12 protein-coding genes are annotated in these 14,203 nt (G+C 34.3%); 7 read left to right on the top strand and 5 right to left on the bottom strand.

Going from position 1 to position 14,203, the window contains the following annotated elements; translation table 11 throughout:
* The first annotated feature begins 80 nt into the window (after positions 1-80).
* Both V3224_RS14235 and V3224_RS14230 read left to right on the top strand, forming a co-directional pair.
* Positions 81-1,046, top strand: coding sequence for a glycosyltransferase (locus tag V3224_RS14235; RefSeq protein ID WP_334472038.1), 966 nt, complete (start codon positions 81-83; stop codon positions 1,044-1,046).
* A complete protein-coding gene (locus tag V3224_RS14230) occupies positions 1,043-2,047 on the top strand; it encodes a glycosyltransferase family 8 protein (protein WP_334471305.1) in 1,005 nt (334 codons plus the stop codon). The genes V3224_RS14235 and V3224_RS14230 overlap by 4 nt, the downstream gene beginning before the upstream one ends.
* Before the next feature lie 36 nt (positions 2,048-2,083).
* On the opposite strand, the gene rfaL is transcribed toward V3224_RS14230, so the two are convergent.
* Positions 2,084-3,337, bottom strand: coding sequence for an O-antigen ligase RfaL (gene rfaL / locus V3224_RS14225; protein ID WP_334471303.1), 1,254 nt, complete (start codon positions 3,335-3,337; stop codon positions 2,084-2,086).
* A 106-nt stretch (positions 3,338-3,443) separates the two neighbouring features.
* Here rfaL and mutM point away from each other — a divergent pair, with 106 nt between their 5' ends.
* A complete protein-coding gene (gene mutM / locus V3224_RS14220; RefSeq protein ID WP_334471301.1) occupies positions 3,444-4,253 on the top strand; it encodes a bifunctional DNA-formamidopyrimidine glycosylase/DNA-(apurinic or apyrimidinic site) lyase in 810 nt (269 codons plus the stop codon).
* Positions 4,254-4,272: 19 nt separating this feature from the next.
* Here mutM and coaD read toward each other — a convergent pair whose 3' ends face one another.
* Positions 4,273-4,755, bottom strand: a complete 483-nt coding sequence (gene coaD / locus V3224_RS14215) for a pantetheine-phosphate adenylyltransferase (protein ID WP_334471299.1) — start codon at positions 4,753-4,755, stop codon at positions 4,273-4,275.
* A gap of 312 nt (positions 4,756-5,067) precedes the next feature.
* On the opposite strand from coaD, the gene waaA reads away from it, so the two are divergent.
* Positions 5,068-6,345 (top strand): lipid IV(A) 3-deoxy-D-manno-octulosonic acid transferase, encoded by a 1,278-nt coding sequence (waaA, locus tag V3224_RS14210; RefSeq protein ID WP_334471297.1) that lies wholly within the window; start codon positions 5,068-5,070, stop codon positions 6,343-6,345.
* Between the two features lie 181 nt (positions 6,346-6,526).
* The gene (locus tag V3224_RS14205) at positions 6,527-7,993 is read left to right on the top strand and encodes a glycosyltransferase family 39 protein (RefSeq protein WP_334472037.1); all 1,467 of its coding nucleotides are present in this window, start codon (positions 6,527-6,529) and stop codon (positions 7,991-7,993) included.
* Positions 7,994-8,160: 167 nt separating this feature from the next.
* Here V3224_RS14205 and rfaC read toward each other — a convergent pair whose 3' ends face one another.
* The 3 genes from rfaC to rfaD are packed head-to-tail and all read right to left on the bottom strand — an operon-like array spanning position 8,161 to position 11,134.
* Complete coding sequence (gene rfaC, locus V3224_RS14200; protein ID WP_334471294.1) at positions 8,161-9,135, bottom strand: lipopolysaccharide heptosyltransferase RfaC; 975 nt, start codon at positions 9,133-9,135, stop codon at positions 8,161-8,163.
* Positions 9,136-9,137: 2 nt separating this feature from the next.
* Complete coding sequence (gene rfaF / locus V3224_RS14195) at positions 9,138-10,184, bottom strand: ADP-heptose--LPS heptosyltransferase RfaF (RefSeq protein ID WP_334471292.1); 1,047 nt, start codon at positions 10,182-10,184, stop codon at positions 9,138-9,140.
* An 11-nt stretch (positions 10,185-10,195) separates the two neighbouring features.
* On the bottom strand, positions 10,196-11,134 hold the full coding sequence (gene rfaD, locus V3224_RS14190; RefSeq protein WP_334471290.1) for an ADP-glyceromanno-heptose 6-epimerase: 939 nt from the start codon (positions 11,132-11,134) through the stop codon (positions 10,196-10,198).
* Positions 11,135-11,959: 825 nt separating this feature from the next.
* Here rfaD and V3224_RS14185 point away from each other — a divergent pair.
* Positions 11,960-12,445, top strand: coding sequence for a hypothetical protein (locus tag V3224_RS14185; protein WP_334471288.1), 486 nt, complete (start codon positions 11,960-11,962; stop codon positions 12,443-12,445).
* 849 nt (positions 12,446-13,294) lie between these two features.
* A complete protein-coding gene (locus tag V3224_RS14180; protein WP_334471286.1) occupies positions 13,295-14,167 on the top strand; it encodes an IS982 family transposase in 873 nt (290 codons plus the stop codon).
* The last annotated feature ends 36 nt before the right edge of the window (positions 14,168-14,203 follow it).

Below are 14,203 nucleotides of genomic sequence, written 5' to 3'. Positions count from 1 at the left end.
TACATGTATTTTGACAAGCATAAAGTTATTACGCAAAAACTCTGCTTAACGCCAAATTTGCATGCTGATTGCCACCCTAAATTCCATATTGCCTATGGGGTAGACAAAAATTTTTATATGGTTGCGGAATTTCGATAACATCAATTGCACTGCATAATATTAATAATAATCATTGTTTCCATATATTTACCGATTATTTTGATCATGAGCAAGAAACCTTGTTCGATACTCTTGCGCAACAATATAAAATTGAAATAAATATTTATTTGGTTGACGATCAGAGCTTAAAATCATTACCTAGTACTAAAAACTGGTCCTATGCCACCTACTTTAGATTCATCATTGCTGACTATTTTTCAAATAAATTAGATAAAATTTTATACTTAGATGCAGATATCATATGTAATAATAGTTTAGATAGATTACAAAACATTCACTTCAATAATAATGAAATTGCTGCAGTTGTGACCGAAAAAGATGAAAAATGGTGGCAAAAAAGAGCATTCGAATTAGAAGTAGAAAATATCTCGCAAGGATATTTTAATGCTGGATTTTTATTCATTAATCTTAATCGCTGGGCAGAAGAGGATATTTCAACGCAGGCAATGAGATTACTTAAAAATAATGCGTTAAAAAATAAATTCTCTTTTTTAGACCAAGATGTTTTAAATATTCTGCTAGCAAATAAAATAATCTATCTAACCAAAAAATATAATACTCAATATAGTATAAATTATGGTCTGAAAAGCGTTAAACATGCTGCGTTTGCTATTGATACTATTTTTATTCACTATATTGGCCCGACCAAGCCATGGCATGAGTGGGCAATATCACCTTTTTCCCAACCATTCATAAAAGCAAAAAATGCTTCCCCCTGGCAAAATAAACCGCTATTAAAAGCAGAAAGCGTACACCTTTTAAGATATTGCGCTAAACATAAATTTAAACAAAGAAAATACCACGAAGGTTTAAAGAATTATACTCACTATTATTTAGCAAAATTTAAAATTCTCTTTAAAAGAGTTAAAGGGCTATGTTTATCATGAAGCATTTTATAAAACAAAGTTTTAATATTACGGGGAAAAAAAATCTTCTTGAAAAGAATAAAAATTTTAACATTGCTTATGGCGTTGATAAAAATTTCCTACTTGGTGCAGCGATATCAATAAATTCCGTATTAATAAATAATATTGATACAGATTTCAATTTTCACCTATTTACTGATTATATTGATGACGAATATATACAACGTTTCCAAAAAATGATAACAAAGTATAATTCTAATATAATTATCTATCTGTTAGATGCTGAAGAATTAAAACAATTATCAACCTCAGATTTCTGGTCTTATGCCACCTATTTTAGATTAATCGCTTTTGAATATTTAAGTACAAACATAAACTCTATTTTATATCTAGATGCTGATGTTATTTGCAAAGGCAATCTAAAAGAACTATTTCAGCTAAACTTAGCGAATTCTTTTGCCGCCGTGGTACTCGATGTCGACAACATGCAGCAATCAAGTGCGACTCGACTAAAGTTAACCGATTTAAATGGCAAATATTTTAATGCCGGCGTAATCTATGTGAATTTAAAGAAATGGATTGAAAATGATTTATCCAAAAAATCATTAGAACTGGTACGCGGAAAAACGAATTTTGGTAAATTAAAATACCTTGATCAAGATGCACTAAATATATTATTTCAGACGCAAAACATCTATTTATCTCGTGATTATAACTGTATATATACGTTGAAAAATGAATTGGCTTACCACGATTTATCCAAATACAAAAATACCATAACTGATAGCACCATTCTTATCCACTATACTGGCGTCACAAAACCCTGGCATACTTGGGGTATTAATTATCCGGCCAGTCAATTTTTTTTCAACTCATATATTCACTCACCGTGGAAAGATCAGCCATTAAAAATCGCAGAAAAGAGAACGGAACTACAAGAAAAATATAAGCATCTATTTTTACAACATAAATATGTGCATGGTTTGTTATGTTTAATTAAATATAAATTACTAAAAAAATAATTTTAAAGCACCTTACAGATAGGTGCTTTCTCTTAGCTAATTAATCAATTTTTTATCGCTATTCAGTGCTAATGCTATTCCTATTATGATAGCCATATTTGAAACATTTACAGTTTCAAACAAACCTCTAACGATCATATCACCGATAAATATCAACATCAGGATCAAAAAACCATCTTTTACCGTATTATTACGATATCCATTAAATAAATAGATAAAAATTGAAACAAAAAGATAGAAGGTAGCAATTAGTCCAAATATTCCAGCGGCAAACCAAATTGACAAAACTGTATTATGAGGCCCAATCGATTGTTTAAAAACCCAGTCAGGATAATCAATTACCCTTTCATTATAAATTTTATAAAATAACTGCTCGCCATAGCCATAACCGGTTATTGGATTCTCTTTAATCAAATCTAATGCTGAATCCTGAGTACCATTACCATATCGATGACTACTATTAGTCTGTTCTAATTTGTAAAATAAGTTATCAAACTGCCCTTGATTAACTGCTGCTAAACCTGACAATAAGATACTACAAGCAATAACAGCAATAACAGCAATAACAGCAATAACAGCAATAACAGCAATAACCGGCAATTTAATTTCTTTTTTTACTACACACCAGATAATAAATATTACTGCAATAGATAACCATGTACCTCGCTGTAATGTGCCGATTGTTATTGCGAGAAAAATAACCGAAAGCAAGAAAAATAAGATCTTATTTTTTACACCTTTATATAACCACAAAGCAAACAAAGCGGGTGCAATAAATATTAACCAATCAGAAATATATCGATGTTCAAATGCTGATAGAGGCATCACACCTTGATGATATTCATCAATATATTGCAAAATTTCCTTAATGGCTAACGGTAAAATAGAAAAAATTAAAGAGAAAATTAATAGCTTAGTTATGTGCTCTTTCTTTTCTCGATAGAGTAGTATCGCAATAGCTATTGCAGTAACAAATAACTTTTCTACAACACCTTTATTAATAGCTTTTAATGAAATGCTAACATCTTTAGAAATAATTAATGAACAAAGCATTGCCAAAACAAAAAACACTAAGGATAAAAATAAATTATTCTTAAATATACTGAAAACACGCTTTCTATCTTTAATTAAATAGACAATCGCAGTAAGATAAATTAATCCAGCTAAGGCATGTTTATAACGTGTAACACCATCAAGAAAATAAATAGCAATAAAAAAAAAGACTATCCCTAAATTCCAATAAGATTGGTAATTAAATCGTTTATTAATTATAGAGATAAGTTTCTTCATTTGCACTCCTGATAACATATTAACGCATTCTATTCTATCGACTAACCAACACAAGATACAGTAGTATATATTAACATTAACGACTAGTTACATAATTAAGGGATCTATGCCAGAACTACCTGAAGTTGAAACCAGCCGACGTGGAATTGAACCCTACTTGGTTGGTAATAAAATACAATATAGCATAGTACGCAATAGTAAATTACGCTGGCCGGTAGCGACAGAAATTGTACATATCGCCAATGAATCAGTAATCAGTGTTAAACGGCGCGCTAAATATTTACTCATTCAGCTCCAGCATGGTTGGATAATCATTCACTTGGGTATGTCAGGTAGTATACGCATCTTAACCAAGCAACAATTAGCCGAAAAACACGATCATATCGACTTGATTCTAGCCGATGGCAAAATATTGCGTTATACCGATCCCAGACGTTTTGGTGCCTGGTTATGGACTAATGACCTGGCTAATTGCTCTGTACTTTCCCATATAGGGCCGGAACCACTTTCTATCGATTTTAGCGCCGATTATCTTTATCAACGAGCAAAAAATAAAAAAACCGCCATCAAACCTTGGTTAATGGATAATAAAGTCGTCGTCGGTGTAGGCAATATTTATGCTAATGAGGCGCTATTTGCTGCCAAAATTCTGCCAACCAGAGCTGCACATTCATTGACAAAAAAAGAGATCAGCAATTTAGTTATTCAAATTAAACAAGTTCTTCAACGTTCAATAGAACAGGGTGGAACAACATTGAAAGATTTTTTACAGTCAGATGGCAAACCGGGTTACTTTGCTCAACAACTGTTTGTTTATGGTAAAAAAGATCAAGCTTGTACCCATTGCGGTCAACTGATTGAATCAATAAAACTAGGGCAACGCAGTACTTTTTTCTGTCATAGTTGCCAAAAATAAACTGAAGTATAACTCGTTTTTATTGTTCAATTTTTTGCAACATTGCTTTAGCTATTGGTTCTGGTATAAAAGATGAAGTATCACCGCCATAGCGGGCAACATCTTTAATCAAAGAAGAAGAAACAAACGAAAACTTCGGAGAAGGTAATAAAAAGATGGTTTCTAGATCAGCCATTAGATGACTATTCATATTAGCCAACTGACATTCATATTCAAAATCCGACACGGTTCGCACACCTCTAATCAAAATATTAGCCTGGTGTTTTTGCGCAAAATTTACCGTGAGCCCACAAAACCCGATTACTTCAACATTAGTTAAATGTTTTGTCTGTTCTTTAGCAAACAAAATACGTTCATCGAGGGTAAACATCGGATTTTTACGCGAACTATCAGCAATAGCCAATATTAGCTGTTCAAATATTAAGGCAGCGCGCTCTATAATATCCAAGTGGCCGTAAGTTATAGGATCAAAAGTACCAGGGTAAATTGCTTTTTTTTTCATAAAGTTATTTTCACTAATAACGAACAACTGAACACATATTATCGTATTGTTTAAGCATATTGAACAATTATGTTGACAAAATAAATCTCTATCATTGATAAGAATAGCTACAATTTATTATCTTTTGAAAATAAATGATAATTACTATCATATTTTTAGTTAATCACTAGTTTAATTTTAATTAACGGACAAAATATTAAAAAATTTTATCTTTAATGATGAATAAAAACGCTATTTAAATAGATATTCATTGCACTTTCTTATGTGCAATATGCTACTATAGTGCTAATCTCAACCAGTCAATGTGATAGAATGTTATTACGTCTATATCAAATACTTATTTACCTTATTCAACCTATTATTTGGTTGCGTTTATTGTGGCGTAGTCACAAATCTCCCGCTTATCGCAAACGTTGGGGTGAACGATATGGTTTTTGTAATGGTAAGGTAATTCCCGGCGGTATATTATTACATTCTGTTTCAGTAGGCGAAACCTTAGCCGCGGTTCCGTTAGTTAGAGCATTGCGCCATCACTATCCAACACTACCAATTACCGTTACTACCATGACCCCAACTGGTTCGGAGCGTGTTTTATCTGCATTTGGTGATGATGTTCAACATGTCTATTTACCCTACGATTTGGCAGGATCTGTACGCCGTTTCCTTAATCATGCGGATCCTAAATTAACCATAATTATGGAAACAGAACTTTGGCCAAATCTTATTATTCAATTAAGACAACGTAAAATCCCATTAGTTATTGCTAACGCCCGTCTGTCTGAACGATCAGCGGCACGTTATCAAAAATTAGGTTATTTTATCAAAAAGTTATTGCAAAAAATTACCTTAATCGCAGCACAAAACCAAGAAGATGGCGAACGTTTTATTAAATTGGGTTTAGCAAGAAAAAAATTGAATGTTACAGGTAGTCTAAAGTTTGATATTTCTGTCACCCCTGAATTGGCTGTAAAAGCCATAACATTACGTCGACAATGGGCTCCACACCGCCCGGTTTGGATTGCTACCAGTACCCATGAAGGAGAAGAGTCAATTATTTTACAGGCTCATACTAAACTATTAAAACAATTTCCCGACTTATTGCTGATCCTTGTTCCTCGCCACCCGGAACGCTTTGCACTAGCAAAAGCGTTAACCCAAAAAGCTAAACTACGCTATATTTGCCGTAGTGAAAATCGCGTTCCCAATACGGATACTCAAGTTATTATTGGTGATACAATGGGTGAACTGATGCTACTCTATGGTATTGCTGATCTGGCCTTTGTCGGCGGCAGTTTAGTTGAAAAAGGGGGGCATAATCCTTTGGAAGCAGCCGCACATGCCCTGCCTGTTTTAATGGGGCCTTATACTTTCAATTTCAAAGATATTTGTACCAAACTAAAACAAGCCGGTGGTCTTATTACGGTTAATGATAGTAAATCCTTAACCGTTACTGTTTCCCATTTGCTTAAAGATGAAGATTATCGTCTATACCATGGTCGTCAAGCAGCAGAAGTTTTACATGAGAATCAAGGGGCATTGCAAAAATTACTAAAGCTACTGGAACCCTACCTGCCACCAGTAACCCACTAAATACGAATATTATTGAATATCGCTAAAACCGATAGCGAAATAGCACTTATGATAATTCACTAAACAATATAACTTAACAAATACTACATATTTTGTCTTTTCTTCATTATAGTGTTACTGGTTTAATTCAAATAAATGGGATCCTTACCCTCCAATTTTATAACTAACGATGAAAAATAATATGCCTTTATCTAACTCAAATTCAAAAATATTGCTCTATCTGTGGGTATCGATTTATGCAATTTTATGGATTTGTGGAAGTTATTTTTTAGATCCAACCGTACCTTACGATGCTGTTGAAGCAGTTAACTGGGGAATGAACGGTGAATGGGGCTCCCCCAAAAACCCTTGGTTTGTTGGTGCCGTTATGTGGCCCGCCATCTACTTAAACCTCTCCTACAGTTTTTATTGGTATTTTATTCACTTTGTTGGTATAGCCATTGGTATGATAGGGGTATGGCAACTGGCTTACCGCCTCAGTCACAAAATTGAATTGGCTTGGTTTGCATTATTGATACTAAATTTATCAGGCATCATTAATTTTGATATCATTCCTTATAATGATAACTATATTTTGGTCACTCTATGGCCCTGGGTGCTACTCTTCTTCCTGCGTGCTGTTTATGATCATCCTAAATGGTGGCTTGCTTTTGCACTGGTATCTGGCTTGGCAACCATGGGTAAGTATTCAACATTGGCCCTGGTTGGCACGGTTTTTTTATTAACCCTTTTCGTGCCTAAGGTGCGCAAAAGTTATCAACAACCCCTTTTTTATATTGCAATTGCACTTTGGTTTGCATTGATCTCGCCTAATTTGTTCTGGCTATTAGAAAATGATTTTTCTGCCTTTAAATGGGTTGATTCACAGATCGAACAAGGCTTTAACCTGCATGTGGTCAGCTCAACATTATCTGTTTTCTACCCATTAGTTATTGCTACCATAATTCTCTATCTATTAGGTGGTAAAATAGGCTGGCCTAAAGAGCAACCCAATCAATTAGTTAATTTTATTTTACTCCTTCCCTTGGCCGTAATTTTTGGTTGGTTTTTGTTTCATGATGGAGGGCGGATGACCGAATGGTTACAACCATTTATGATGATTGCGGCGCCATTATTTATTGGCTCTATCTCCATTTCGCCCAAGAAATCACTACGAAAGACATTTTTTGGTTTAATTATCATTGGCGGCCTGATCTTTTTAGGTTACTGCCTGGTATTAAATTATAATATCCGTGGCGCTGGCCAGAAAATGATCGGTATTAAAGCACTCACGGCAGAAGGACAACAGCGCTGGCGGCAAAAATATGGTCAACCATTAAAATATGTTGGTGGCGAAGATAACCTTTATCAATGGTTTATTATCTATGCTTCTGATAGGCCACACACTATCCAGCCTTGGGATAGCAGTGAAGATCAGCCACCGAATGTTTATTATCGCGATATTACGGCAGAAACAATTAAAAAACATGGTGCTTTATTATTAGGGCGAAAAGGTAAAGATTGCAGCCAAGAAAATTTTACTCGGATGTCAAAACATTGGCCACAATTTACCATTAAAAAAGAAGCCATTATCTACCAATCAGAACCAAACGCTGATCCGCAATCAATGTGCTTGGGATTTATTGCGCCAGAAAAAAATTATCATTAAAAATAGAGTGACAATGAAATAGGAAGAAAATTTTCATTGTCACAAAATTGATACCTATATTTGTATCAACCTCACAGTTTTACTAAAGCTAACTTAAGTTTAACTGAGTAGATTGCCTTGCTCGGTTGTGCCTTATCTGTCAACAAATAGATAGATAAAAATTTTCACTATTTATTGTCTATTATTAAAACTAATCGTTGGTAGATTTCATTCGGTTTAATTGTCGCCATATTGCCATCAGCTGAAACAATTGCTTGTTGTGCTTCACCATAACCGGCAATTAATCCCGGATCTGTAGGGCCATAGAGGGTAATATTCGGTTTGCTCAGTGCAGCGGTTAAATGGCTTAATCCTGTATCAACAGAGACTACTGCTTTGGCTGCGACAATTTGTTGAGCTAATTTGTCTAATGACAGCTTAGGCAATACCTCAACATGCTTAAAACCAGCGGCCAGCCTCAGGGCACGTTGATGTTCCAGATTGGTTCCCCACGGTAATTTAACTGTTAAGCCTTTAGCTGCTACAGCGGTGATCAATTGTCGCCAATGGGACTCAGGCCAATGTTTCTCATCACGTGTGGTGGCATGGAAAAAAATAATATAAGGATCGTTTTCTTTTGCCAAAGCCGGTGGCGAAAAATAGGCTGCAATACCATAATCACCGACAATAGTCGGTTTACTATAATGTAAACTATCAGCAAATAATTGTCGGATACGTTCAACCGCATGCAGCTGTTTATTGACACTATAGCGACAATCATAAAATAGGCTTGCTATAGGCTCGCGAGCACTTTTCCAATCATAACCATGACTTACACCACTAGCTAACCGTGTGATCAAAAAAGCACTTTTCAATAATCCTTGTGCATCGATCACAGCATCATATTCTTGCTGTTGCAATTGGGCACGAAAAACGGCTCTTTGCTGCCTGACAGATTTTGCCAACCAGTTTTTTCGCCAGCGTCGAATAGCTACCGGAATAACTCGCTTAACAGCATGATGCCAGCGTGGAATTTCGACAAAATTTTCTTCAACAACCCAATCAAACTGAATATCAGGATAGCGCATAACTGCATCAGTCAGTGCAGGTAAAGTATGCAATACATCACCCATCGATGAGGTTTTAACAATCAACACTTTCATGGCTATTGGCTCTCCGCCAATAACTGAGTTAATGCGGTGAACACGCATTCGGGTTTTATATCAATCAAACTTTGATGATAGCCACTTTCTGCACTACCTTTCCTCACCTTATGATAACCGGTTATTAAACGGATAATTTCTACTCGATTTGACAATGGTGGCGTAAAATCCGGACTACTTGGCCCATAAAGTGCTACTAAAGGCCGATTTAATGCTGCCGCAATATGCATTAACCCGGAATCATTGGTCACCACAGCTCGACAAGATGCCAGTAGATTAACTGCCTGCTCAAGGGTTGTTTTACCTGCCAGATTAAAACAATGCTGCCGACAATCTGCAGAAAGTGACTGTCGAATATCTTCACCGATACGACTATCTTTTTGCGAGCCAAAGATTAAAATTTGATAACCATGGGCAGCAAATAATAATTGCGCCAACTCAACATAATGATAAGCTGGCCAGCGTTTAGCTGGGCCAAATTCTGCACCTGGACAAAAACCGATAATCGGTAACTGTTCTGGAATATGAAAAATGTGTTTACTCTGGACAATCTCTGTTTCTGTCACCGCAAGTTGCGGCCATAAAATAGGCTTGGGGATCTCATCGGCGTTGTTAACAGTGCCTTTTTGATAAGCTAAAGCCACATAACGCCGAACCATTTGTGGAAAAGCGGCTTTATCTAATAGGCGAATATCATTCAGCAACCAATAACGCATCTCACCGCGCCATCCTGTCCGTATTGGTATTTTGGCAAAAAAAGGCACCAGAGCAGATTTAAAAGAATTGGGTAAAATATAGGCTTGATCATAACTCTGAGTACGTAAATGAATACCAAGCTGACGACGTACACTGATAGCTAAACGACCATGGCCCAAAGGCATCGATATGGCCTGCCTGACTTCAGGCATTTTGTTTAATAGTGGCCGACACCAATCAGATGCCATAACATCAATTTCTGCGTCTGGGTGTAGGGTCTTCAAAGTACGGTAAAGACTCTGCGACATCATCATATCGCCCACCCATGACGGGCCAACTACCAGTATCTTCATACTATTTCCATTTAATCATTGCAATTTAACCATTGCATATAGTCAGCAACCCCTTCCGCCACAGTTTTGAACGGTTTATCGTAACCCGTAGCACGTAATTTGGTGAGATCTGCTTCGGTAAATGCCTGATAACAACCTTTCAATTTATCAGGAAAGGCAATATATTCCACTGCCAGTTTTTTTTCCTGATGAAAAGCGATTACCGCATCAGCTACCGCCTGAAAAGAGTCCGCCTTACCGGTACCGCAGTTAAATATGCCGGAGATTTTATTTTGCCAACACCATAAATTAACCGCAGCAACATCACTGACATGAATAAAATCACGTTTGAATTTTTCACTACCGGCAAAAAGTTTTGGCCTTTGCCCTTGATTGATTTGGCTATTTAAATGGAAAGCGACACTGGCCATGCTCCCCTTATGCCCCTCACGCGGACCATAAACATTAAAATAACGGAAGCCACAAACTTGTGAAGTAATTTGTGGTAAAAGCCCACGAACATATTGATCAAATAAAAACTTGGAATAACCATATACATTTAATGGTTTTTCATGTTGCCGCTCTTCAATAAAATGATCACTGCGCCCACCATAAGTTGCAGCCGAAGAAGCATACAAAAACGCAATATCTCGTTCAATACAGTAATGAAGTAACTCTTTCGAATATTCATAGTTATTATTCATCATATACTGACCATTCCACTCAGTGGTAGATGAACAAGCGCCTTCATGAAAAACTGCGTCAACTTCACCAATATTATCACCAGCCATTATTCTGGCAATAAAATCTTCTTTGTCGAGATAATCTGCAATATCTAAATCGACTAAATTAACAAATTTAGCGCCATTTTTAAGATTATCGACCACCAGAATGTCGCTACGCCCTATATCATTCAGTGCTTTAACAATGTTGCTGCCAATAAAACCAGCCCCACCCGTGACTATGATCATTGGATTTACCTCTACTCAATCGAGATCATTGTTGCTTATATTAGGTGATAATAACATTTATCCCACGTTAACCACAGTAACTTATTACGACACATTTAAAAGCAATAAACATACTTGCACCATGTTCTCTCTTATTATTTAATTCCTTAGTAAGCACTGACTCTTTCAGTAACAAATAATCTCTTATTCTATTGTTATATAGAATAGGATAGCCATTACTTACCCTATTTATAAGTGCTTCTTTTCCAATTTTACTTTTCGTGATATAGTCTCAATTGGCATTATCATTTATTTTCAAAAATTTTGGATGCTATCATTATGAATTAATTAACAAAAATTAGAAAATTTTAATGTACCAAATGTAATAATAATTAAATATACTTCATAATCTATAAGCAATGTAGACTATACAAATAAGCAACACAAACAAGAATAGAAGTATAAATACATATAAAATGATAGAAAAAATGGCTATCTTTTCTAATTATGTTTTTTCTAAAGTAACACGGAGAAATAGAATGATAGGTGTGAAACCTAACTTCATAAATAATAATATATTGATTTTTATCAATTTATTTTTTCTGTGCTAACGATTTTTTGGTTTTTACATTATGCTAAATATGGACTTGATTTTTCTGATGAAGGTGCTTATTTAAATTATATAGCTTACCCATATGAATATACATTTAATTTACCAATTACTTTATTTGGATTTATTTATCATCCTTTCTATGTACTCTTTAATGAAAATATTGTTTTACTAAGAATTTTTAACGTACTACTAACATTTTCATTGGCCTTTTTCTTAATAAAAAAATCAATATAGTGAACGAAAAGCCCTTCGTATTAAATATTGCTATTGCTTGTACTTCTCTTTTATTTTTTTCCATTGGCATTTTAACTCCTAATTATAATATATTAACATTTCAAAGTGTAATCCTATCTCTTATTGGTCTATTAAAAATAGAAAGTGATAATCGATATGAAAAAATCATTGGTGCAATTTTTATAGGAGTCGGCGGTTGGTTATGCTTTATGGGAAAACCGAGCTCCGCAATGTTACTTGCTATTATTTTTGTCGTTTATCTATTCTTTATTAAAAAATTATTTATTCTTCATACAGTTATATCCGTATGCACTGCAATAATATTACTTTTATTATCGTGTTATTTAATAGATGGTTCAATAATCTCATTTTCTGATCGTATAATAGAAAGTACTAAGCTACAATTTTCTCTGGCTAATGGTCATACTTTTGCTAACCTATTTAGATTTGATACTTTTCCCCCATTAAATATTAATTATATTTGAGGTTATATTTTTTTATTTATTAATAAAAAATTTGTTACATAAATATATACTCTATATTTTTTTATAACTGGGCTTTCTATATTATTATTTTGTATTTTATCTCCAAATAATTATATAAATATTTTTTCAGATAGATTAATTCTTATATTTACCCCTATTAGCTGTATTATTAGTATTATTAGTATTATTAGTATTATTAGTATTATTAGTATTATTAGTATTATTAGTATTATTAGTATTATTAGTATTATTAGTATTATTAGTATTATTAGTATTATTAGTATTATTAGTATTATTAGTATTATTAGTATTATTAGTATTATTAGTATTATTAGTATTATTAGTATTATTAGTATTATTAGTATTATTAGTATTATTAGTATTATTAGTATTATTAGTATTATTAGTATTATTAGTATTATTTTACTCTATTTTAACAAGATTAATATTAATTGGGAAAATTTATCTTTAGTTATAATTATGCTATTAATGCCTTATGTTTGTACTATAGGAACAGATGGTAATTATTGGCGAACTCAATCTTTATATTCATACTTTTGGATATTAGCAAGTATCCTTATATTAAATTCAGTTGAAAAAGATAAAAATAATTTAATGTTATTTTTTTCTTTTTTTACTCAATTAATTACCTTTATGCTGTTAAATCAATATATATCTGAACGCCCTTATAGGCAACCAGCTATAAAAACTAATAATTATACATGTAATTTAACCTGAGTTCGGGATAAGAAATAAAGAGAAAGTCTTGATATTCAAATAGTTGAATGAGCCTGTTTTGTTAAAATACTCTAACAGTCTGGTTAAAGAGTAGAGCATTGTTAAACAATTATGGAAAATCTTACTGAACTTTATTGCCTGATGGATGATCTTTGCAAAGACTTCGAGCCAAAAATGCATGAATATTTGCTGACTAACGGTACTAAGCGTCGTAGACGGTCTACTCAGCTTTCGTTGGCGGAAATGATGACACTGGTTGTGTTGTTTCATCAACTCCGATTCAGGCAATTCAAGGTATTTTATCTCTATTATGTCCGCTTATATCTCCGGAAGGAATTTCCTAACTTGCCATCCTATTCACGCTGTGTAGAGTTACTTCCGCGTAGTGCCTTAGCGTTAACGGCACTGTTTGAGTCAATTAAGGGAAAATGCACGGGGCTATCGGTTGCCGATTCTACTCCGATAGCGGTGTGTGATAACTTACGGATCCGCAGACATAAAGTCTTCAATGGGATAGCTGAACGGGGAAAAAATTCAACAGGTTGGTTCTTTGGTTTCAAGCTTCATGTAATTATCAATCATTTGGGGGAAATACTCAGTTTTCGACTCACACCAGGAAACACCGATGATCGGAAACCATTGCCTGAGCTGACAAAGGATCTTTCTGGTTGTTTGTACGCAGATAAAGGGTATTTATCGGCTTCACTGAAACAGCAACTCAAAACGATGGGAATTAGCCTTATAACGAATATCAAGAAGAAAATGAAGCCTATTAAACAGACTTGTTTCGACAAAGCCATCTTGCGTCATCGTTCTGTCATTGAAACGGTATTTGATGAGTTAAAAAATCTTTGTCAAATAGAGCATACGCGACATCGCTCTCCGGCTAACTTTGTAGTGAATTTATTAGGCGGACTGGTTGCATATTGTTTAATGCCATCTAAACCAAAGATACCTGTTGCAGGTACGTATCTTCAAGTATAATTGATAATGCTTATCCCGAACTCAGGTTAATTTAAT

This window comes from Arsenophonus sp. PmNCSU2021_1, assembly GCF_036919435.1.
Lineage (GTDB): Bacteria > Pseudomonadota > Gammaproteobacteria > Enterobacterales > Enterobacteriaceae > Arsenophonus > Arsenophonus nilaparvatae.
Note: the sequence above shows the minus strand (reverse complement) of the source record. Positions and strands in the feature narration are given on the sequence as shown.

Bases quoted from the DNA above. Each gene is read 5' to 3' on its own strand.
- V3224_RS14230 (WP_334471305.1), top strand. From the start codon at position 1,043: ATGAAGCATTTTATAAAACAAAGTTTTAATATTACGGGGAAAAAAAAT.
- rfaL (WP_334471303.1), bottom strand. From the start codon at position 3,337: ATGAAGAAACTTATCTCTATAATTAATAAACGATTTAATTACCAATCT.
- mutM (WP_334471301.1), top strand. From the start codon at position 3,444: ATGCCAGAACTACCTGAAGTTGAAACCAGCCGACGTGGAATTGAACCC.
- coaD (WP_334471299.1), bottom strand. From the start codon at position 4,755: ATGAAAAAAAAAGCAATTTACCCTGGTACTTTTGATCCTATAACTTAC.
- waaA (WP_334471297.1), top strand. From the start codon at position 5,068: ATGTTATTACGTCTATATCAAATACTTATTTACCTTATTCAACCTATT.
- V3224_RS14205 (WP_334472037.1), top strand. From the start codon at position 6,527: ATGCCTTTATCTAACTCAAATTCAAAAATATTGCTCTATCTGTGGGTA.
- rfaC (WP_334471294.1), bottom strand. From the start codon at position 9,135: ATGAAAGTGTTGATTGTTAAAACCTCATCGATGGGTGATGTATTGCAT.
- rfaF (WP_334471292.1), bottom strand. From the start codon at position 10,184: ATGAAGATACTGGTAGTTGGCCCGTCATGGGTGGGCGATATGATGATG.
- rfaD (WP_334471290.1), bottom strand. From the start codon at position 11,134: ATGATCATAGTCACGGGTGGGGCTGGTTTTATTGGCAGCAACATTGTT.
- V3224_RS14180 (WP_334471286.1), top strand. From the start codon at position 13,295: ATGGAAAATCTTACTGAACTTTATTGCCTGATGGATGATCTTTGCAAA.